The organism is Serratia sp. 201, assembly GCF_037027545.1.
Taxonomy (GTDB): Bacteria; Pseudomonadota; Gammaproteobacteria; order Enterobacterales; family Enterobacteriaceae; genus Serratia; species Serratia bockelmannii.
In genome coordinates, this window is record NZ_JAXCHC010000001.1 from 379,116 (window position 1) to 399,341 (window position 20,226).

At 60.7% G+C, this 20,226-nt stretch carries 18 protein-coding genes; 8 read left to right on the plus strand and 10 right to left on the minus strand.

What is annotated here, in order from left to right; translation table 11 throughout:
- The first annotated feature begins 283 nt into the window (after positions 1 to 283).
- From chiP to WA302_RS02140, 3 genes are read left to right on the plus strand one after another with little or no spacing between them, the layout of a single operon-like run.
- Positions 284 to 1,687, plus strand: a complete 1,404-nt coding sequence (chiP, locus tag WA302_RS02130) for a chitoporin ChiP (protein WP_197822629.1) — start codon at positions 284 to 286, stop codon at positions 1,685 to 1,687.
- Between the two features lie 45 nt (positions 1,688 to 1,732).
- Positions 1,733 to 2,059, plus strand: coding sequence for a ChiQ/YbfN family lipoprotein (gene chiQ, locus WA302_RS02135; protein ID WP_025301860.1), 327 nt, complete (start codon positions 1,733 to 1,735; stop codon positions 2,057 to 2,059).
- 13 nt (positions 2,060 to 2,072) lie between these two features.
- Positions 2,073 to 4,730 (plus strand): beta-N-acetylhexosaminidase, encoded by a 2,658-nt coding sequence (locus tag WA302_RS02140; RefSeq protein WP_197822633.1) that lies wholly within the window; start codon positions 2,073 to 2,075, stop codon positions 4,728 to 4,730.
- A 246-nt stretch (positions 4,731 to 4,976) separates the two neighbouring features.
- On the opposite strand, the gene fur is transcribed toward WA302_RS02140, so the two are convergent.
- The 4 genes from fur to ybfF all read right to left on the minus strand — a co-directional run bounded on the left by fur (position 4,977) and on the right by ybfF (position 7,874).
- On the minus strand, positions 4,977 to 5,423 hold the full coding sequence (fur, locus tag WA302_RS02145; RefSeq protein WP_019454058.1) for a ferric iron uptake transcriptional regulator: 447 nt from the start codon (positions 5,421 to 5,423) through the stop codon (positions 4,977 to 4,979).
- Positions 5,424 to 5,752: 329 nt separating this feature from the next.
- Positions 5,753 to 6,292, minus strand: a complete 540-nt coding sequence (gene fldA / locus WA302_RS02150; protein ID WP_025301862.1) for a flavodoxin FldA — start codon at positions 6,290 to 6,292, stop codon at positions 5,753 to 5,755.
- Between the two features lie 264 nt (positions 6,293 to 6,556).
- Entirely contained in the window at positions 6,557 to 6,844 is a 288-nt protein-coding gene (gene ybfE / locus WA302_RS02155) for a LexA regulated protein (protein WP_004939936.1), read from the minus strand.
- A gap of 256 nt (positions 6,845 to 7,100) precedes the next feature.
- Entirely contained in the window at positions 7,101 to 7,874 is a 774-nt protein-coding gene (ybfF, locus tag WA302_RS02160) for an esterase (protein ID WP_169540789.1), read from the minus strand.
- A gap of 224 nt (positions 7,875 to 8,098) precedes the next feature.
- Between ybfF and seqA the strand changes: the two genes are divergently transcribed.
- The 4 genes from seqA (at position 8,099) to WA302_RS02180 (ending at position 11,493) form a co-directional block, all read left to right on the plus strand.
- Entirely contained in the window at positions 8,099 to 8,641 is a 543-nt protein-coding gene (gene seqA, locus WA302_RS02165; RefSeq protein ID WP_025301864.1) for a replication initiation negative regulator SeqA, read from the plus strand.
- Between the two features lie 77 nt (positions 8,642 to 8,718).
- Positions 8,719 to 10,362: a phosphoglucomutase (alpha-D-glucose-1,6-bisphosphate-dependent) gene (gene pgm, locus WA302_RS02170; RefSeq protein WP_016928750.1), complete on the plus strand. Its 1,644-nt coding sequence runs from the start codon at positions 8,719 to 8,721 to the stop codon at positions 10,360 to 10,362.
- A gap of 190 nt (positions 10,363 to 10,552) precedes the next feature.
- Positions 10,553 to 11,194 (plus strand): PadR family transcriptional regulator, encoded by a 642-nt coding sequence (locus WA302_RS02175; RefSeq protein WP_025301865.1) that lies wholly within the window; start codon positions 10,553 to 10,555, stop codon positions 11,192 to 11,194.
- Positions 11,194 to 11,493 carry a DUF3861 domain-containing protein gene (locus WA302_RS02180; protein WP_004939927.1) on the plus strand — a complete coding sequence of 100 codons (300 nt, stop codon included), beginning with the start codon at positions 11,194 to 11,196 and terminating at the stop codon, positions 11,491 to 11,493. Before WA302_RS02175 ends, WA302_RS02180 begins: the two co-directional genes overlap by 1 nt.
- 27 nt (positions 11,494 to 11,520) lie before the next feature.
- Here the strand turns inward: WA302_RS02180 and kdpE are convergent, their stop codons facing one another.
- The 6 genes from kdpE to WA302_RS02210 form a co-directional block, all read right to left on the minus strand.
- On the minus strand, positions 11,521 to 12,210 hold the full coding sequence (gene kdpE, locus WA302_RS02185; protein WP_016928747.1) for a two-component system response regulator KdpE: 690 nt from the start codon (positions 12,208 to 12,210) through the stop codon (positions 11,521 to 11,523).
- 16 nt (positions 12,211 to 12,226) lie between these two features.
- Positions 12,227 to 14,923: a two-component system sensor histidine kinase KdpD gene (gene kdpD / locus WA302_RS02190; RefSeq protein WP_049208642.1), complete on the minus strand. Its 2,697-nt coding sequence runs from the start codon at positions 14,921 to 14,923 to the stop codon at positions 12,227 to 12,229.
- Positions 14,924 to 14,996: 73 nt separating this feature from the next.
- Positions 14,997 to 15,566 (minus strand): potassium-transporting ATPase subunit KdpC, encoded by a 570-nt coding sequence (gene kdpC, locus WA302_RS02195; RefSeq protein ID WP_025301867.1) that lies wholly within the window; start codon positions 15,564 to 15,566, stop codon positions 14,997 to 14,999.
- A gap of 18 nt (positions 15,567 to 15,584) precedes the next feature.
- Positions 15,585 to 17,654, minus strand: coding sequence for a potassium-transporting ATPase subunit KdpB (gene kdpB / locus WA302_RS02200; RefSeq protein WP_025301868.1), 2,070 nt, complete (start codon positions 17,652 to 17,654; stop codon positions 15,585 to 15,587).
- 26 nt (positions 17,655 to 17,680) lie between these two features.
- Positions 17,681 to 19,369: a potassium-transporting ATPase subunit KdpA gene (gene kdpA / locus WA302_RS02205; RefSeq protein WP_043136574.1), complete on the minus strand. Its 1,689-nt coding sequence runs from the start codon at positions 19,367 to 19,369 to the stop codon at positions 17,681 to 17,683.
- A complete protein-coding gene (locus WA302_RS02210; protein ID WP_016928742.1) occupies positions 19,369 to 19,458 on the minus strand; it encodes a K(+)-transporting ATPase subunit F in 90 nt (29 codons plus the stop codon). The genes kdpA and WA302_RS02210 overlap by 1 nt, the downstream gene beginning before the upstream one ends.
- A 441-nt stretch (positions 19,459 to 19,899) precedes the next feature.
- Here WA302_RS02210 and WA302_RS02215 point away from each other — a divergent pair, with 441 nt between their 5' ends.
- A complete protein-coding gene (locus tag WA302_RS02215; protein ID WP_004939916.1) occupies positions 19,900 to 20,109 on the plus strand; it encodes a YbfA family protein in 210 nt (69 codons plus the stop codon).
- The last annotated feature ends 117 nt before the right edge of the window (positions 20,110 to 20,226 follow it).

The following is a 20,226-nucleotide window of genomic DNA, read 5'->3' on the forward strand; positions in this document are numbered from 1 at the left end:
ATTCTGATTTAATTGAATTTTTTATTCGACACCTTCCATGATCGCCGGCGTAACAAAATATCACTGATATGTGCTCCTTGTCATACTTTGACAAATCTTCCGCATTTTTCATTTGATAATTCGCGTCGCGAAAAATAGTCTGTCTGTAGCAATTAGTGCTGTGGGAATAACATCTCGTCGGCAATATTTTTTACCCGTTCGGGTTTTTTATTGGCAGTCGTGCAGGGCAGTGGTGAACACAGGCGGCTGCAACTTTTAAGTTAAGTCAAAGAGGAATTTCACTATGGGTACGCACGGTGCTCAGCGTAAAACGCTGGCGCTCGCAGTCGCGGGCGCGCTGTTGGGAACAGGGTTTGCCATGGCGCCTGAGGCGAAAGCCGCAGGGTTTATCGATGATTCCACGCTGACCGGCGGCATTTATTACTGGCAACGTGAGCGCGACCGTAAAGATCTCAATCCAGACAGCAAGGATTACAACCAATACACCACCAACCTGTCGCACTCCACCGCCAACCTGAGCCTGGATTTCGCGTCGGGCTACGCCTGGGACATGTTCGGTCTGGACGTCGGCGCCTTTACCGCCATCGAGCTGGCAGAATCCAGCGCCAGCGGCCACCCGAACGAGATCGCGTTCTCCTCTAAAAACCGTACCTACGACGAAGACTATTCCGGTGACAAAGGCGGCGTGAGCCTGTACAAAGCCGCCGCCAAATTCAAATACGGCCCGGTCTGGGCGCGTGCCGGCTATATTCAGCCGAGCGGCCAAACCCTGCTGGCACCGCACTGGAGCTTTATGCCGGGCACTTATCAGGGGGCCGAAGCCGGCGCCAAGTTCGACTACGGCGATGCCGGCGCGTTGAGCTTCTCCTACATGTGGACCGACAAATACAAGGCGCCGTGGCATATCGAGATGGACGACTTCCGCCAGAACGATAAGAAAACGCGCGTCTCCTACCTGCACTCGCTGGGCGCCAAGTACGATTTCAAAAACGATCTGGTGCTGGAAGCCGCCTTCGGCCAGGCGCAGGGGTATGTGAATCAATACTTCACCAAGGCGTCTTACAAATTCGATCTGCTGGGCAACCCGCTGACCACCAGTTACCAGTTCTATGGCGCGGAAGACCGCATTAGCAACAAGAACGATCCGAACAGTATCTATGACGGCCTGGCCTGGCTGCAGGCGTTGACCTTCGGTTACACCACCGGCCAGTTCAACTGGCGTCTGGAAGGCACCATGGTCAAGGCGGAAGGCAATCAGGGCTTCTTCCTGCAACGTATGACCCCGACCTACGCCTCGTCAAACGGTCGCCTGGACGTGTGGTGGGATAACCGCTCCGACTTTAACGCCAACGGCGAAAAAGCGGTGTATGCCGGCGTGATGTATGACCTCAGCAACTGGAACCTGCCGGGCATGGCGGTCGGCGGCTCTTACGTTTACGCCTGGGACGCCAAGCCGAGCACCAACCCGATCTACGATCAGAGCCAGCGCCTGAAAGAGAGCGCCTGGAGCCTGGACGCGATGTATACCATCCAGGAAGGGCGCGCCAAGGGCACCCTGATCAAACTGCACTACACCCAGTATGACAACCACACCAACATCCCGAGCTGGGGCGGCGGTTACGGCAACATCTTCCAGGACGAGAAAGACGTCAAGTTCATGGTCATCGCGCCATTCACCATCTTCTGATGCGTTCCCCGGCCTCGCCGCCGGGGCAGTTAAGGGAATTCAACGATGAAAAAAATCATGCTGATGTTGGCGGCCGCTGCGGCCCTGAGCGCCTGCGCGCAACCCACCGCGCCGCCGGAAGACGCCAAGTTGAAGCAGGCTTACAGCGCCTGCATCAACACTGCCGAAGGCTCGCCGGAGCGTCTGCAGCCCTGTAAGGCGGTGCTGAACGTGCTGAAACAAGAGAAGCAGCACCAGCAGTTCGCCGCGCAGGAAACGGTGCGGGTGATGGATTATCAGAACTGCATTATGGCGGTGCACAGCGGTAACGGTCAGGCTTACGACGCCAAGTGCGGCAAGCTGTGGCAAGAAATTCGCGATAACAATAATTAAGAAGGATAAGAAGATGAACGCATTCAAACTGAGCGCGCTTGCCGCCTTGACGGCAACGATGGGATTCCTGGGCGGCATGGGGAGCGCCATGGCCGATCAACAGCTGGTGGATCAGCTTAGCCAGCTGAAGCTGAACGTGAAAATGCTGGATAACCGCGCCGGCGAAAACGGCGTGGATTGCGCGGCGCTGGGCGCTGACTGGGCCTCTTGCAACCGGGTGTTGTTCACCCTCAGCAATGACGGCCAGGCGATCGACGGCAAAGACTGGGTCATCTATTTCCACAGCCCGCGCCAGACCCTGCGGGTAGACAACGACCAGTTCAAGATCGCTCACCTCACCGGCGATCTGTACAAGCTGGAGCCGACCGCCAAATTCAGCGGCTTCCCGGCCGGTAAGGCGGTGGAAATCCCGGTGGTTGCCGAATATTGGCAGCTGTTCAGAAACGACTTCCTGCCGCGCTGGTATGCCACCTCCGGCGACGCTAAGCCGAAAATGCTGGCGAATACCGACACCGAAAACCTGGATCAGTTTGTGGCGCCGTTCACCGGCGATCAGTGGAAGCGCACCAAGGACGACAAAAACATTCTGATGACGCCGACCTCGCGTTTTGTCAGCAACGCCGATCTGCAGACGCTGCCTGCCGGCGCGCTGCGCGGCCAGATCGTGCCGACGCCGATGCAGGTGAAAGTGCACGCGCAGGACGCCGATCTGCGCAACGGGGTATCGCCGGATCTGAGCACGCTGGTCAAGCCGGCGGCGGACGTCGTCAACCAGCGCTTCGCGCTGTTGGGCGTGCCGGTTCAGGCCAACGGCTATCCGATCAAGACCGACATCCAGCCGGGCAAATTTAAAGGCGCGATGGCGGTGCCGGGCGCCTATGAGCTAAAAATTGGCAAGAAAGAGGCGCGGGTGATCGGTTTCGATCAGGCCGGGGTGTTCTACGGGCTGCAGTCTATCCTGTCGTTAGTGCCGAGCGACGGCAGCGGCAAGATCGCTACGCTCGACGTCAGCGACGCGCCGCGCTTCCAGTATCGCGGCATTTTCCTCGACGTGGCGCGTAACTTCCATAAGAAGGATGCGGTGCTGCGCCTGTTGGATCAGATGGCGGCTTACAAGCTCAACAAATTCCACTTCCACCTGAGCGATGACGAAGGTTGGCGTATCGAGATCCCCGGTTTGCCGGAGCTGACGGAAGTCGGCGGCCAGCGCTGCCACGATCTGAGCGAAACCACCTGCCTGTTGCCGCAGTACGGCCAGGGGCCGGACGTCTACGGCGGCTTCTTCAGCCGTCAGGACTATATCGACATCATCAAATATGCCCAGGCGCGCCAGATTGAGGTGATCCCGGAGATCGACATGCCGGCACACGCCCGGGCGGCGGTGGTCTCGATGGAAGCGCGCTACAAGAAACTGCATGCCGCCGGCAAAGAGCAGGAGGCCAACGAGTTCCGCCTGGTGGATCCGACCGATACCTCCAACACCACCTCCGTGCAATTCTTTAACCGCCAGAGCTACCTGAACCCGTGTCTGGATTCTTCCCAGCGCTTTGTCGACAAGGTGATTGGCGAGATTGCCCAGATGCATAAAGAAGCCGGCCAGCCGATCAAGACCTGGCACTTCGGTGGCGACGAAGCGAAAAACATTCGCCTGGGCGCCGGCTATACCGACAAGGCGAAACCGGAGCCGGGCAAAGGCATCATCGACCAGAGCAACGAAGACAAGCCGTGGGCCAAGTCGCAGGTGTGCCAGACGATGATCAAAGAGGGCAAAGTGGCCGACATGGAGCACCTGCCGAGCTACTTCGGCCAAGAGGTCAGCAAGCTGGTGAAGGCGCACGGCATCGACAGAATGCAGGCCTGGCAAGACGGTCTGAAAGACGCCGAAAGTTCGAAGGCGTTCGCCACCTCGCGCGTGGGCGTCAACTTCTGGGACACCCTGTATTGGGGCGGTTTCGATAGCGTTAACGACTGGGCCAATAAAGGGTATGAAGTGGTGGTCTCCAACCCGGACTACGTCTATATGGACTTCCCTTACGAGGTGAACCCGGACGAGCGCGGTTACTACTGGGGTACCCGCTTCAGCGACGAACGCAAGGTGTTCAGCTTCGCGCCGGACAACATGCCGCAGAATGCGGAAACCTCGGTCGATCGCGATGGCAACCACTTCAACGCCAAGAGCGACAAGCCGTGGCCGGGCGCCTACGGGCTGTCCGCTCAGCTGTGGAGCGAAACCCAGCGCACCGACCCGCAGATGGAATACATGATCTTCCCGCGCGCGCTCTCGGTGGCAGAACGCGCCTGGCACCGCGCCGGTTGGGAGCAGGACTATCGTGCCGGCCGCGAATACAAAGGCGGGGAAACCCACTTTGTCGATACCAAGACGCTGGAGAAAGACTGGCTGCGCTTTGCCAATATCCTGGGCCAGCGTGAACTGGCCAAGCTGGACAAGGGCGACGTCGCTTACCGTCTGCCGGTACCGGGCGCACGCGTAGCGGGCGGCAAGCTGGAGGCGAATATCGCGCTGCCGGGGTTGGGCATCGAGTACTCCACCGACGGTGGCAAGCAGTGGCAGCGCTATGATGCCAAGGCCAAGCCGGCGATCTCCGGTGAAGTGCAGGTGCGTTCGGTCAGCCCGGACGGCAAACGCTACAGCCGCGCCGAGAAGGTCTAAGCCCGGTGCAACGGCCCGCTGCCCTGGCGGCGGCCGTATAACGAAGGGGGAATGCGTTCGCCCACGCGTGTCGGCGTAGGGCGGACGTTGTAGTGAGAGTAGTACGTGGAGTCGCTGTGCCGCTGCAATTGTGATATTTCATGACATGATTTTCCCCCGGCTTGTCCGGGGATTTTTTTGTCTGCTGTACGGCGGGCATAAAAAAACCGCCTCGGTGTGAGGCGGTTTTTCATAGCCGGTCAGGGCTTACTTCTTGTCGTGCAGCGTTTCGTCTTCGCGGCAGTCACCGGTTTCACAGTGGCCGTACAGGTACAGGCTGTGGTTGGTGAGCTTGATACCGTGCTGCTTGGCGATATCACGCTGGCGCACTTCGATGGATTCGTCGCTGAATTCGATCACTTTGCCGCAGTCCAGGCAAATCAGGTGATCGTGGTGATGCTGTTGGGTCAGCTCGAACACGGACTTGCCGCCTTCGAAATTGTGACGTGTCACAATGCCCGCATCGTCAAACTGGTTCAGTACGCGATAAACCGTTGCCAGCCCGATCTCTTCGCCCATATCAATCAGTTTTTTGTACAAATCTTCCGCACTGACGTGATGGCATTCCGGATTTTGCAGTACTTCCAGGATTTTGAGTCGCGGAAGCGTGACTTTTAAGCCGGCCTTCTTCAATGCGATGTTGTTGTCGGTCATGCGAATTCAGTCCTGTTACTATGCTAATCAAGTTGAGGCGTACTCGCCTGTGGCATCGGTCGGCACAAAGAGTTAATGCGTCTCATTATAGAACCGGTTGTACTAAATGGAAACCGCCGGTTGTTAACAAAGATATAATTGCACTATTGCATGTTTTGCATGCAACGCCTTGATGGATGGGATAAACCGATATCTCAGTCTACCGTGACGGGGTGGGAAGTTACAAATCTGTAGCTTCTATCGCAGCAATCCCTGTTGCCGATGACGGCCCTGTCGGCACACTATGCACTTTACAGGGCCTTTGTTCAACCTTTCGCCAGTGCCGGGGTTTAGCCGACAATATCGGCCAGGCTCAGCTCTTCGACAATCTGTTTGACCCAAGCGTCCACGCGCTCGTTGGTCAGCTCCGGCTGACGGTCTTCGTCGATCGCCAGACCGATGAAGTGATCGTCGTCCGCCAGGCCTTTGGAGGCCTCGAAGTGGTAGCCTTTGGTCGGCCAGTGGCCCACGATGGCTGCGCCGCGCGGTTCGATGATGTCGCGGATGGTGCCCATCGCGTCACAGAAGTATTCCGCGTAGTCTTCCTGGTCGCCGCAGCCGAACAGCGCCACCAGTTTGCCGTTGAAGTCGACTTCTTCCAGCGTCGGGAAGAAATCATCCCAGTCACACTGCGCTTCACCGTAGTACCAGGTCGGGATACCCAGCAGCAGGATATCGAACCCTTCCAGGTCTTCTTTGCTGCTTTTAGCGATGTCATGCACTTCAGAGACGTCGTCGCCAAACTGTTTCTGGAGAATTTTCTGGATCATTTTGGCAATGTTTTCGGTATTGCCAGTGTCGCTGCCAAAGAAAATGCCTACAGTAGCCATATCGCGTATAACCTTTAAATTCAAGTAATTGCATTACTCGATGCCAGCACTGCCGCCGCTGACGCCGATTAAAATGATGCCATGGCAAGAGCCTTTCGCCTCCGGGGCGGGCGCCGACAGGCGCAGTCTCTTACCGGTAAATGCGTATCATGCCAGAAAGTGGCGCCGGGGTTTTATCGCATTTATGCGATGCCGGAGAATGAAGAAAAGCGGGGTCGATCCGGCGTTGTCCTTAACGCCGCGCCGCGCGTGCGGCCGAAGAGATCAATGTTCCGGCTGTTCTTCCGCCAGTTGTGCCAACAGCATCTGCTCGATGAGTTCGCTGCGGCTGATGTTGCGCTGTTCCGCCAGTTTGTTCAGGGCATCCACCGCGTCCGCGTTGATTTTCAGCTCTACGCGTCGCAATCCACGCACTTTATCGCGCCGTAACTGATTGCGCTTATTGATTCTAAGCTGTTCATCGCGGGAAAGCGGGTTGGTTTTCGGGCGCCCCGGACGGCGTTCATCTGCGAACAGATCCAGCGTCGTGCGATCCGTTTGTTCTTTTGCCATAGGTAGCGGTACTGCAAGGGAGTTTGCATCAAAAAGCGCTCGCACGCTTCCGGAGGCATCGGTTAACACACTTCGGGCCAATAAACCCTAACCCAAATTCACCTCCGAACCGGCGTTCGCGAACGCGCTGGCGCGGCGGCAAAATTATAGCGCGCCATATTACCCCAGCAGATGGAGCGGCGACAATGCCTAACTGCGGGCTAAACGCGCTAAGCCGTTATCTTTAGCGCGTTTTTTCGCCAGATTAACGTATTTTTCAGGCTTTGCCGAGGAAACGGTGGATGGCGCGCAGCACCGCTTCCGGTTTTTCGGCGTGCACCCAATGGCCGGTGCCGGCGACGACGTGTGCGCGGGCCTGCGGGAACTGGCGGGCGATGTCTGCACGGTAGCTGTCCTGCACGTACGGCGACAGGCCGCCGCGAATGAACAGGGTCGGGTGTGGCCAGGCCGGGACTTCCTGCCAGCCGGTAATGTCTGCGTAGCGTTCAATCAGTACCGGTAGGTTGAAGCGCCATTCACCGTTATGGAAGGACTTCAGCAGGAACTGGATGACGCCTTCTTCCTGCAGGTAGTCGCGCATCAGTTGGGCAGCCGCCTGGCGCTGGGTAATGCCGGCGGCGCTGACGGCCTTCAGCGCGGCGAAGATCTCGTCGTGGCGGCGGGTTTGGTAATCCACGGGCGCGACGTCGATGACGATCAGCCTGGCGATGCGCTCGGGCGCGATGGCGGTCAGTGCCATCGCCGCTTTGCCGCCCATCGAATGGCCGATGACGATCGCTTTTTCCAGCTGCAGTTCGTCGAGCAGCGCCAGCAGATCCTGCGCCATGGCGGGGTAGTTCATGTCGTCGGCGCGCGGGGAGAGGCCGTGGTTGCGCAGATCGACCTTGATCACACTGTGCTGTTTATGCAGATCGCGCGCCAGCACGCCCAGATTGTCCAGATTGCCGAACAGCCCGTGGATCAGCAGCACCGGCAGCGCGTCTGACTCGGCGGCCAGCAGTTGATAATGTAATTTCATGGCGAAGTTCATACTGAGAGAGATTCAGATTAGGGTATCATGATTGAATCGCACGATGAATCATGCGGAATTTTCGCGGCGCGGGCTTGGCAGTGCCGGCTATAGGTATTAGTCTGCATTTGCCGTCCGGAGGCACATTGTTGTGTTCGCCCCAGCGCTTTTAACCTTATAATCCCATGGCTTGAATGCAGGATCTGGCTTCAGGTTCTAAGTAGAAAAAACAGTATTGGATAAAGATGAAAACTATTGAAGTCGACGAAGAGCTTTACCGTTATATTGCCAGCCACACGCAACACATCGGTGAAAGCGCGTCCGATATTTTACGCCGCATGTTGAAATTCACCGCCGGGCAACCGGTGCGCGCGTTGCCTGCCGCCAGTGCGTCACAGTCCGTCGAGCTGGAAAAAGCGGTGCCGGCTCAGCGTCCGCGCGATCGCGTACGCGCCGTGCGTGAACTGCTGCTGTCGGATGAATACGCCGAGCAGAACAAAGCGGTCAACCGTTTCATGCTGGTGCTGTCCACGCTGTACACCCTCGATGCCGCCGGTTTCGCCGCCGCTACCGAGGCGTTGACCGGCCGTACCCGCACCTATTTCGCCGGCGATCAGCAGACCCTGCTGGCCAACGGCACGCACACCAAGCCGAAGCATGTACCGGGCACCCCTTACTGGGTGATCACCAATACCAATACCGGCCGCAAGCGCAGCATGATCGAACACATCATGCAGGCGATGCAGTTCCCGGCGGAACTGATCGAGAAAGTTTGCGGTACCGTCTAATTTAGCGAACAGCCCGTCATGATGGCCGTGCGCGACGTATTTGCCCGGTCACCGACAGGGATGAGGGAGATATGTCGATGGCGAATAATCCACGTGCCGGGCAGCCCGCCCGCCAAAGCGATCTGATCAACGTAGCCCAGCTGACGTCGCAGTACTATGTGCTGCAACCGGAAGCCGGCAATGCCGCACATGCGGTGAAGTTTGGTACCTCCGGCCACCGCGGCAGCGCGCAGCGCCACAGCTTCAACGAAGCGCACATCCTCGCCATCGCTCAGGCGATCGCCGAAGTTCGTCATCAGCAAGGCACTACCGGCCCGTGCTACGTGGGCAAAGACACCCATGCACTGTCCGAGCCGGCCTTCATTTCCGTGCTGGAAGTGCTGACCGCCAACGGCGTCGATGTGATCGTGCAGGAAAACAACGGCTTCACGCCAACGCCGGCGGTATCGCACGCCATTCTGTGCCACAACCGCCGCGGCGGCGCGCAGGCCGACGGCATCGTCATTACGCCGTCCCATAACCCGCCGGAAGATGGCGGTATCAAATACAATCCGCCGAACGGCGGCCCGGCTGACACCAACCTGACGTCGGTGATCGAGAAGCGCGCCAACGAACTGCTGGCGCAGCAGTTGAAAGGCGTTCAGCGTCAGTCGCTGGATAAGGCCTGGAACAGCGGCCACCTGCATGCCAAAGATCTGGTGCAGCCTTATGTAGAAGGCCTGGTTGACGTGGTCGACATGCCGGCCATTCAACGCGCCGGCCTGAAGCTGGGCGTGGATCCGCTCGGCGGCTCCGGCATCGCCTATTGGCAGCGGGTGGCGGAACACTACAAGCTGGATCTGACGCTGGTGAACGACTCCATCGATCAGACCTTCCGCTTTATGCACCTGGACCATGACGGCATCATCCGCATGGACTGCTCGTCCGAGTCGGCGATGGCCGGCCTGCTGGCGCTGCGCGACAAATTCGATCTGGCGTTCGCCAACGATCCGGATTACGACCGCCATGGCATCGTCACGCCGAAGGGGCTGATGAACCCGAACCACTATCTGGCGGTAGCCATCAACTACCTGTTCCAACATCGCCCGCAGTGGGGCGCCGATGTGGCGGTAGGTAAAACGCTGGTATCCAGCGCGATGATCGACCGCGTGGTGGCTGACCTGGGGCGCAAGCTGGTGGAAGTGCCGGTCGGCTTCAAGTGGTTCGTGGACGGCCTGTTCGACGGCAGCCTGGGCTTCGGCGGCGAAGAAAGCGCCGGGGCCTCGTTCCTGCGCTTCAACGGCCAGCCGTGGTCGACCGACAAAGACGGTATCATCATGTGCCTGCTGGCGGCTGAAATCACCGCGGTAACCGGTGAGAACCCGCAGCATCATTATGACGATCTGGCCAAGCGCTTCGGCGCGCCGAGCTACAACCGCATCCAGGCGCCGGCAACCCATGCGCAGAAAGCGGCGCTGTCCAAACTGTCGCCGGAGATGGTCAAGGCCAGTACGCTGGGCGGGGATCCGATCACCGCACGTCTGACAGCGGCGCCGGGCAACGGCGCGTCGATCGGCGGCTTGAAAGTGATGACTGACAATGGCTGGTTCGCGGCCCGTCCTTCCGGTACTGAAGAGGCTTACAAGATCTACTGCGAGAGCTTCCTCGGGGCGGAACACCGCGAGAAGATTGAGCACGAAGCGGTCGAGATCGTCAGCGAAGTGCTGGCTTCCGCCAAGTAATCGCTTTTCTTGATGGATAAAAAGCGCTGTTTTTACAGCGCTTTTTTTATGCCTGTAATTTAGATATATCTTTTTCACGGTACGTGCTTGCGCATTTAGATATATCGATCTAGATTAGCGCTATCGACGCTGTTTAGATATATCTAAACAACCTCGTATTGATGTTCACTGTTAAGCGAGGTATCACCTTATGTTTCATCGATTAGGTTTACACCGGCATCACCACCACCATCATGAGTGCGAAGAGGGCCGCCGTCATCGCGGCGGGCGCCATCACTTCGGCGGCGAAGGCGAAGAACACGGCCGAGGTGGGCGCGGTGGCCGGGGCGGGCGTCATCGTCTGTTCGAACACGGCGATCTGCGCCTGGTGTTGCTGGCGCTGGTGGCGCGTAAGCCCAGCCACGGGTACGAATTGATCAAGGCGATCGAGGAAGCGTCATCCGGCCTGTACGTGCCGAGCCCGGGGGTGATTTACCCCACGCTGACGCTGCTGGAAGAACAGGATTTCCTTGAGCCGCTCACCACCGGCAACGGCCGCAAAAGCTACCGTATCACCGTGGCGGGCGAGGGCGAGCTGCAAAAGCATCAACAGGTGGTTGACGTCATTCTGGCGCGCCTGGCGGGCGCCGGCCGCGAGCATCATCGGCACGGCAACCTGGCGGAAGGCATCTACGACGCCATGAACCGTCTGCGCAGCCTGCTGCGCGGCAACGTGATGCGCGCCGATCTCACGCCGCAGCAGGTGGAGCGCATCAACGCCGCGTTGCTGACCGCCGTGGCGGCGATCGAAAGCGAAATGCATATTCAACCCACGCAGCAGGAGAAGAACTGATGCCCGGCCACCGTTTTAACATTACCGTTGAAGCCCTGAGCGATCGCCAGGGCAACCCCGTCGAGAAAGCACCGCTGAGTTTTGAGGTGACCAACCACGACGATATTCTCGAGATCGTCGAGCGCATTCGGGCGCGTGACGATCTGAACTTCGGCCCCGAGCAGAGCGCGGCCTTCGCCGTAGGATTGAAGCTGTTCTCCGAAGTGATGATCGAAAACCGCAAACACCCGGTGTTCGCTCCGCTGCGCGAGGCGTTTAAGGAATTTATGGTCGGATTGAAGAAGGGCCCGGCGGCGTAAAGGCGCGGCAAACCGCGCCCACCGGGGTTAAGGCATGAAGCGATAGCCGACGCCGGTTTCGGTCAGCAGGTGTTTGGGCCGGGCCGGATCGGCTTCGAGCTTCTGCCGCAGGTGGCCCATGTAGATGCGCAGATAGTGGCTGTGCTCCACGTAGTTCGGCCCCCAGACGTGGCTCAACAGCTGGCGTTGGGTGATCACTTTGCCGGCGTTGGCCAGTAGCTCCGCCAGCAGGCGAAACTCGATCGGCGTCAGATGCAGATCTTCGTCGTTGCGCAGCACCCGGCGATTCACCAGATCGACGGTGATCGCCGAAAAGCTCACCAGCGGGCTTTCCTGTTGGTTAGCTGAGTGGCGGCGCAGTGCGACCCGCACCCGCGCCAGCAGCTCGCCGATGCCGAACGGTTTGCTGAGGTAGTCGTCGGCGCCGGCATCCAGCGCGGCGATCTTGTCCTCTTCGGCGTTGCGCGCCGACAGCACGATCACTGGAATGGCGCTCCACTGCCGCAGATCGCGGATGTAGCTCAGCCCGTCACCGTCCGGCAAGCCCAAATCCAGGATGATCAGATCCGGTTTGCGCGTGCCGGCTTCAATCAACCCGCGCTGCAGCGTTTCACTTTCAAATACCCGCAGGCCTTCGCTCTCCAGCGCGGTGCGCACGAAGCGGCGGATCTCTTTTTCATCTTCAACAATCAGAATGTTGGTTGGCGTTATGCTCACGTTTCCCCTGCGTTGATTACAGATCGAAGGCATCGCCGTCGATCTCGGGCGGTTTTTCCAGCGGCAGCACGAAGCGGAAGCTGGCGCCGCCGTTGGCGCCGTTTTCCGCCCAGATGCGGCCGTCATGCACTTCAATAATGGCACGACAAATCGCTAACCCCAAGCCGACGCCGGGGATCGCCGACTCTTTATTGCCGCGTGAAAACTTGTCGAAAATTAGCTGCAGCTGATCGGCGGGGATGCCGGGGCCGTTATCCCAGACCTCGACTTCCAGCCACTCGGGCAGCGTGCGGGCGCGAATGCCGATGGTGGCCTCGGCGCCGGCGTATTTATTGGCGTTTTCCAACAGGTTGGTGAACACCCGTTCCAGCAGGCTACCGTCGCAGTTGACCAGGATCTGTTCCGGCGGCAGCTCGACCTCGATCGGATGCTGGCTGAGCAGCGGCTCCAGCATGTGCAGCGAAGCGCCGACGATCTCTTCCAGCGACTGCCACTCTTTGCGCAGGCTGAAACCGCCGGACTGGATGCGCGCCATATCCAGCAGGTTGTTCACCAGCCGGGTGGTGCTCAGCACCTGCTGGCGGATCTGGCTGGCCTGGGTGGCGTGATTGGAGCCTTCGGCCGCCAGGTCCAGCGTGAGGATTTCCGCCTGGCCGAACAGTACCGTCAGCGGCGTGCGCAGATCGTGCGACAGCGCCGCCAGCAGCGAGTTGCGCAGCTGTTCGCGTTCGGCGTCCAGCTTGGCTTCTTCGGCGCTGCGCGCCAGGTGCAGTCGTTCCAGCGCGCTGGCGATCAGCACTGCGAAGGTTTGCAGCAACCGCTGCTGTTCCGGCACCATCAGCTGGCGCAGGTTATTGGGCTCGATCGCCAACAGGCCGAAGGTCTGCTTGGGGGTATTGAGCGGTAGAAGTTGGTAAGGCACGCCGGGCAGGGTGTCGGTGCCGGCGCCGGCCGGCAAGCCTTTATCGAAACTCCAGCGCGCGATGGCTTCGTCTACCGACAGCAGCCCGCCTTCCTCGCCGACCATTTGCTGCAGCCGGCCGCCTTCCTGCGGCAGCAGCAGCACGGTTTTCGCCTGGAAGCTGCTGGAGAGGAAATGACGGCTGGTGTTGGCGATGTCGGCCACGGTCAGCGCGCGGCTCAGCCCGCGTGACATTTCGTACAGATGGCGCGCCCGCTGCTCGCGGTAGCGCGCCACCCGGGCCTGATAACGCACCCCGGCGGTCAGGTTGCCGATGATGATGCCGACGGCGAGCATCACGCCGAAGGTCAGCAGATACTGCATATCGCTGACGGCGAACGACCATTCGGGCTGAACGAAGAACAGATCGAAACTGGCGACGTTGATCACCGCCGCCAGCACCGATGGCCAGCGGCCGAAGAACAGTGCGACGATCGCCACGCCGAGCAGGTAGACCATCACCAGGTTGGCCTGATCGAAGCCCGGCAGCAGCCACTGCGAGAGCAGGGTGATCAGCGCGCACAGCGCCACCGCCACCGCGCAGCCGCGCAGCTGCATGCGCCATTTCTCATTGAAGCTGCGGCCGTCGTGCTCCTTGCCTGGCGGCGGCTGTGCGGCGTCGCTCTCCAGCGCGACGATCACCAGATCGAGATCCGGGCCCAGCCGGCCGAGGCGATCGGCGAAGCTGCCGCGCAGCTTCCAGCGCTGCTCGCTGCGGCGGCCGATGATGATTTTGCCGAGGTTATGCTCGCGGGCGTAGCGCAGCACCGCACGCTCTTCGGACGGATCGGCTAGGGTAGCGGTTTCGGCACCCAGTTCCTGCGCCAGCCGCAGCGCGCGCAGAATGGCGCGGCGCTGGTTTTCCGGCAGCCGGTGCAGCTTGGGGGTTTCCACGTAGACCGCATGCCAGTGGCAGCCAAGCCGCGCCGCCAGCCGGGCGGCGATGCGCACCAGCTTTTCGTTGCCGCTGTTGTGGCCGACGCACAGCAGAATGCTGTCGCGGGTGTGCCACACTTTCTCGCGCCCCTGGGTGTCACGAAATTCGCGCATCTGGTCATCGACCCGATCGGCGGTGCGGCGCAGCGCCAGCTCGCGCAGGGCGATCAGGTTACCTTTGCGGAAGAAGTGCTCGATGGCGCGCTCGGCTTGGCCGGGAATATACACTTTGCCTTCGTGCAGCCGTCGGCGCAGATCGTCCGGCGGCAGATCGACCAGCACCACTTCGCTGGCCTCGTCAAACACGTGGTCGGGCACCGTTTCGCGCACCCGCACGCCGGTCACGCCGCCCACCACGTCGTTCAGACTTTCCAAATGTTGCACGTTGACGGTCGTCAGCACGTCGATGCCGGCGTCCAGCAGCTCTTCCACATCCTGCCAGCGTTTGGGGTGGCGCGAACCGTGGGCGTTGCTGTGCGCCAGTTCGTCCATCAGGATCAGCGCCGGGTGGCGCGCCAACGCGGCGTCGAGGTCGAATTCCTGCACCAGTCGCCCGCGATGCTGGATGCGCTTTTGCGGCAGCAGCGCCAGGCCGTCGAGCAGGGCGGCGGTCTCGCTGCGGCCGTGGGTTTCCACCACGCCGACCAACACGTCCAGCCCCTGAGCGCGCAAGCGCTGGGCCTCCTGCAGCATGGCGTAGGTCTTGCCGACGCCGGCGCAGGCGCCGAAGAATACCTTCAACCGGCCGCGCGGTTTTTCATTGGCCAGCGCCAGCAGGCTGTCGGGATCGGGACGCTGCTGTTCTTCTTCGACCATGACAATTCCTTGTGTTACCAAGCAAAAAGGGGTTCGGCATGCCGAACCCTATCACTATGCTGAATACGGCGCGTTACTTCAACGCATCCAGCGCCAGGTTCAGCTTCAGCACGTTCACCACCGATTCGCCCATGAAGTTGGGCGTGGCCCGATCGGTGTTGTCTTCGATCAGTTTGGCGACCTGTTCCGGCGGCAAATGACGCGCCGCCGCGACCCGCGCCAGCTGATACCGCGCCGCGGCGATCGAGATCTGCGGATCCAACCCACTGCCGGAGGCGGTCAGCAGATCGACCGGGATCGGGCCGCTCATCGCAGGATTGGCCTGGCGCAGCTGCGCTGCGCGCTCGGCGATAGCCTTATCCAGCGCCGGGTTGGTGGCCGCCAGGTTGCTGCCGGCGGAGGCCAGCGAATTATAGGCCGAATCGCCGGTGGCCGATGGGCGGCCCCAGAAATAGTCGGCGCGCGTGAAGTTCTGGCCGATCAGTGCGGAGCCGACCGCCTTGTCGCCCTGGTACAGCAGCGAACCGTTGGCCGCGCCCGAAAACAGCAGCTGCGCCAGCCCGGTGGTCAGCAGCGGATAGGCGATGCCGGTGATCAGCGTCAGCAGGATCAACATCACCAGCGCAGGTCGTAAATACGTCATGTTCATTTCCCTCAATGGTTAACCGGCGACGTGCAGCGCGACCAGGATCAGGTCGATCAGTTTGATGCCGACGAACGGCACCAGCAGACCGCCGACCCCGTACAGCCACAGGTTGCGGCGCAGCAGGGCCGCGGCGCTCATCGGTTTGTAACTCACCCCTTTCAACGCCAGCGGGATCAGGAACACGATCACCAGGGCGTTGAAGATCACCGCCGACATGATGGCGGAGGCAGGGGAGTGCAGGTGCATCACGTTCAGCGCGTTCAGCTGCGGATAGGTGGCCGCGAACGCCGCCGGAATAATGGCGAAGTATTTGGCCACGTCGTTGGCGATGCTGAAGGTGGTCAGCGAGCCGCGCGTCATCAGCATCTGTTTGCCGATGTGTACCACTTCGATCAGCTTGGTCGGGTTGGAATCCAGATCGACCATGTTGCCCGCCTCTTTGGCGGCCTGGGTGCCGGAGTTCATCGCCACCGCCACATCGGCCTGCGCCAGCGCCGGGGCGTCGTTGGTGCCGTCGCCGGTCATCGCCACCAGACGGCCTTCCGCCTGATACTGGCGGATCAGCGCCAGCTTGGCTTCCGGCGTGGCTTCCGACAGGAAGTCGTCCACCCCGGCTTCGGCGGCGATCGCCGCCGCGGTCAGCGGGTTATCGCCGGTGATCATCACCGTTTTGATGCCCATCTTGCGCAGCTCATTGAAGCGTTCCTTGATGCCGCCCTTGACGATATCCTTCAGCGCCACCACGCCCAGCACTCGGGCGCCTTCCGCCACCACCAGCGGCGTGCCGCCGGTGCGCGCCACGCTTTCCACCAGATCGTCCACCGCCCGCGGGAAGTGCCCCTGATTGGTTTCGACGTGACGGCGAATGGCATCCACTGCGCCTTTACGGATCATGCGCTCCTGCACGTTGACGCCGCTCATGCGGGTCTGGGCGGAGAAGGGCACGAAGGTGGCGTTCAGCGCCTGCAGATCGCGTTCGCGCAGGTTGAAGCGCTGTTTGGCCAGCACCACGATGCTGCGGCCTTCCGGCGTTTCGTCCGCCAGCGAGGCCAGCTGCGCGGCGTCCGCCAGCTCTTGCTCTTTCACGCCCGGCGCCGGCAGGAACTCTGAAGCCTGGCGGTTGCCCAGCGTGATGGTGCCGGTTTTATCCAGCAGAAGCACGTCCACGTCGCCGGCGGCTTCCACCGCGCGGCCGCTGGTGGCGATCACGTTGGCGCCGAGCATGCGGCTCATCCCGGCCACGCCGATGGCGGACAGCAGGCCACCGATGGTGGTGGGGATCAGGCAAACCAGCAAGGCGACCAGCACGGTGATGGTGACCACGCTGCCGCTGCCGGCCGCTTCCACGCTGTATTGCGAGAACGGGAACAGGGTGGCGGTGGCCAGGACGAACACGATGGTCAGCGCCACCAGCAGAATAGTCAGCGCGATCTCGTTCGGCGTTTTGCGGCGCTTGGCGCCTTCCACCATGGCGATCATGCGATCGAGGAAGGTTTCCCCCGGGTTGACGCTGCACTGTACCACCAGCCAGTCGGACAGCACGCGGGTGCCGCCGGTGACCGAGGAGAAGTCCCCGCCGGATTCGCGGATCACCGGGGCGGATTCGCCGGTGATGGCGCTTTCATCTACCGAGGCGCCGCCTTCCAGCACTTCGCCGTCGCACGGGACGGTATCGCCGGCTTCCACCAGTACGATATCGCCTTTGCGCAGGCTTTCGGCGGCCACTTTCTCCGTGGCGCCGTCGCGGCGCGGGCCGGCCAGCTTTTTCGCCCAGCTGGTTTTCTTGGTGCCTTTCAGGCTTTCCGCCTGGGCCTTGCTGCGGCCTTCGGCCAGCGCCTCGGCGAAGTTGGCGAACAGCACGGTGAACCACAACCACAGGGCGACGCTGCCGGTAAAGGCGGCGGCACCGTCGGTTTGGCCGGCGAGGATCGCCAGCCAGATGGCGGTGGTCAGCAGGCTGCCGATATACACCACGAACATCACCGGGTTGCGCCATTGAACGCGAGGATCCAGTTTTTTCACCGCATCGATCAGCGCGGTGCGCACCAGAGCCGGTTCAAACAGCGCGCGTTGTTTGCGAGTCATCTCTTATTCTCTCTCTGTGACGTCGGTTAGTTTGCCAACCAAAGCTGCAAATGCTCGGCCACCGGGCCTAGCGCCAGCGCCGGCACGAAGGTCAGTGCACCCACCAGCAATACGGTGCCGATCAGCAGACCGATAAACAGCGGCCCATAGGTCGGCAGGGTGCCGTTGCCCGCCGGCTGGCGTTGTTTGGCGCTCAGCGAACCGGCGATCGCCAGCACCGGCAGGATCACCCCGAAGCGGCCGACGAACATGGCGAAGGCCAGCAGCAGGTTGTAGAACGGCGTATTGACGCTCAACCCGGCGAAGGCGCTGCCGTTGTTGTTGGCGGCGGAGGACAGGGCGTACAGCACTTCGCTGAAGCCGTGAGCGCCCGGGTTGAGGATGCCGGCGCGGCCCGCGTCGGTGCCGATGGCCAGCGCGCTGCCCAGCAACACCAGCGTCGGCGTGACCAGGATCGCCAGCGCGGTCATCTTCATGTCGTAAACGTCGATTTTCTTGCCCAGGTATTCCGGGGTGCGGCCGATCATCAGGCCGGCGATAAATACCGTCAGCAGTACGAACAGCAGCATGCCGTACAGGCCGGAGCCTACGCCGCCGAACACCACTTCACCGATCTGCATCAGCCACATCGGTACCATGCCGCCCAGCGCGGTGAAGGAGTCGTGCATGGCGTTGACCGCCCCGCAGGACGCGGCGGTGGTCACCACCGAGAACAGGCTGGTGGCGAGAATGCCAAAGCGCGACTCTTTGCCTTCCATATTGATGTTGCTGTCGGCGCCCAGCGCGCTCAGGTGCGGGTTGCCCGCCAGCTCGGCGACCATCACCACCACCACCGCCACCACGAAGATCAGCGCCATCGCCCAGATCAGCGCGTGGCCCTGACGGTTTTCACCGGCCAACTGGCCGAAGGAGAAGCACAGCGCGCAGGGGATCAGGAAGATGGCCAGCATCTGCACGAAGTTGGTCAGCACGGTTGGGTTCTCGAACGGGTGCGCCGAGTTGGCGCCGAAGAAGCCGCCGCCGTTGGTGCCGAGCATCTTGATCGCTTCCTGCGAGGCCACTGGCCCCATCGGCAGCGTCTGCTGCGCGCCTTCGAGCGTGGTGACGTGCAGGTAAGGCAGGAAGTTTTGCAGCGTGCCCTGGCTGACGAAGAACAGGGCGATCAGCAGCGCGATCGGCAGCAGCACATACAGCGTGATGCGGAACAGATCGGCCCAGGCGTTGCCGACGGTCTTGCCGGCGCGGCGGGTAAAGGCGCGGATCAGCGCAAAGGCCACGGCGATGCCGGTGGAGGCGGAGACGAAGTTCTGCACCGCCAGCCCGGCCATCTGGCTGAAATAGCTGAGAGCGCTTTCACCGCTGTAGGCCTGCCAGTTGGTGTTGGTGACGAAGCTGACGGCGGTGTTGAGTGCCAGATCCCAGGAGAGGCCCGGGAAGCCTTGCGGGTTGAGCGGCAGCGAGCCCTGCGTCATCAGCAGGGCGAACAGCAACGCCAGGCCGAGCAGGTTGAACGCCAGGATCGCCAGCGCGTACTGCCACCAGTTCATCTCGGTGGCGCGGATGCCGCAGGCGCGCCAGACGCCGGCTTCCACCCCGCGCAGCGCAGGCAGCGGCTCACCTTCGATCAGGCGCGCCATAAAGCCGCCCAGCGGCCGGGCCAGCAGCAGAAGCACCAGCAGGAAACTGGCGATCAGTAAAAAGGCTGAAGCCGCCATCAGAAATCCTCCGCGTTAAACAGGGCGTAGACCAGATAGGCCAACAGCAGCAGGACCAACAGCGCACCACCAATAACGCTGAAACTCACGGGACACCTCCAGAGGTGTTGTTTTTGATAGAGGCAGTGTAGGGAGCGGGGTAGAAAGAAGATGAAAAAATCGCGCGGGCGGGTGTAAAAAAAGTATAAAAATGGCTGAAATTTCAGCGGAAATTGAGCATTTCAAGCAGCAGGTTGGCGGCGAGATTGCGCCTGATGAGTGAATAAGCAAGGGCAGAGGCGTGGAAGCAGGAACCGGATAATAACCACAATGTAACCCATGATAAGTTAAAAATTAACCTGACTGTAACAAAATTACGAATCGCTGCGGTGATTAGCGATTTTTTGTGCGATTTAGTGGTCGGATGAGTAGTAAACTTTCATCAAGTGCGCTAAAATTTTGCTCAGTTACCAAATTACCGATTGTTCATTTGATACGCCCACGCCGTTTTCCCTGACAAATCAACGGCAGGCGTTTTTAAGGAGGTTCGCATGTCTACGACCTATCACGCTTATTCACTGCATCGGATTCTCCTGCGCCGCAGCGCAGTGGTTATCGCGGGCATTTTGGCCCTGCCGGTGATGCTGTTCCGCAGCGATCGCGGGCGTTTTTACAGCTACCTGCACCGCGTCTGGTCAAAAACCAGCGATAAGCCGGTCTGGCTGCAGCAGGCGGAACTGGCGTCCTGCGATTTCTACTGAGTCGCTGCCGATTCACGAAAAAACCCTCGCCCTGTGGCGGGGGTTTTTTTATGCCTCTGGCCACCCCTATCAAGCGCAAGGTCGTATTTGGCAAGCCATTCTTCTACACTTTCCTCA

Bases quoted from the DNA above. Each gene is read 5' to 3' on its own strand.
- chiP (WP_197822629.1), top strand. From the start codon at position 284: ATGGGTACGCACGGTGCTCAGCGTAAAACGCTGGCGCTCGCAGTCGCG.
- chiQ (WP_025301860.1), top strand. From the start codon at position 1,733: ATGAAAAAAATCATGCTGATGTTGGCGGCCGCTGCGGCCCTGAGCGCC.
- WA302_RS02140 (WP_197822633.1), top strand. From the start codon at position 2,073: ATGAACGCATTCAAACTGAGCGCGCTTGCCGCCTTGACGGCAACGATG.
- fur (WP_019454058.1), bottom strand. From the start codon at position 5,423: ATGACCGACAACAACATCGCATTGAAGAAGGCCGGCTTAAAAGTCACG.
- fldA (WP_025301862.1), bottom strand. From the start codon at position 6,292: ATGGCTACTGTAGGCATTTTCTTTGGCAGCGACACTGGCAATACCGAA.
- ybfE (WP_004939936.1), bottom strand. From the start codon at position 6,844: ATGGCAAAAGAACAAACGGATCGCACGACGCTGGATCTGTTCGCAGAT.
- ybfF (WP_169540789.1), bottom strand. From the start codon at position 7,874: ATGAACTTCGCCATGAAATTACATTATCAACTGCTGGCCGCCGAGTCA.
- seqA (WP_025301864.1), top strand. From the start codon at position 8,099: ATGAAAACTATTGAAGTCGACGAAGAGCTTTACCGTTATATTGCCAGC.
- pgm (WP_016928750.1), top strand. From the start codon at position 8,719: ATGGCGAATAATCCACGTGCCGGGCAGCCCGCCCGCCAAAGCGATCTG.
- WA302_RS02175 (WP_025301865.1), top strand. From the start codon at position 10,553: ATGTTTCATCGATTAGGTTTACACCGGCATCACCACCACCATCATGAG.
- WA302_RS02180 (WP_004939927.1), top strand. From the start codon at position 11,194: ATGCCCGGCCACCGTTTTAACATTACCGTTGAAGCCCTGAGCGATCGC.
- kdpD (WP_049208642.1), bottom strand. From the start codon at position 14,923: ATGGTCGAAGAAGAACAGCAGCGTCCCGATCCCGACAGCCTGCTGGCG.
- kdpC (WP_025301867.1), bottom strand. From the start codon at position 15,566: ATGACGTATTTACGACCTGCGCTGGTGATGTTGATCCTGCTGACGCTG.
- kdpB (WP_025301868.1), bottom strand. From the start codon at position 17,654: ATGACTCGCAAACAACGCGCGCTGTTTGAACCGGCTCTGGTGCGCACC.
- kdpA (WP_043136574.1), bottom strand. From the start codon at position 19,369: ATGGCGGCTTCAGCCTTTTTACTGATCGCCAGTTTCCTGCTGGTGCTT.
- WA302_RS02215 (WP_004939916.1), top strand. From the start codon at position 19,900: ATGTCTACGACCTATCACGCTTATTCACTGCATCGGATTCTCCTGCGC.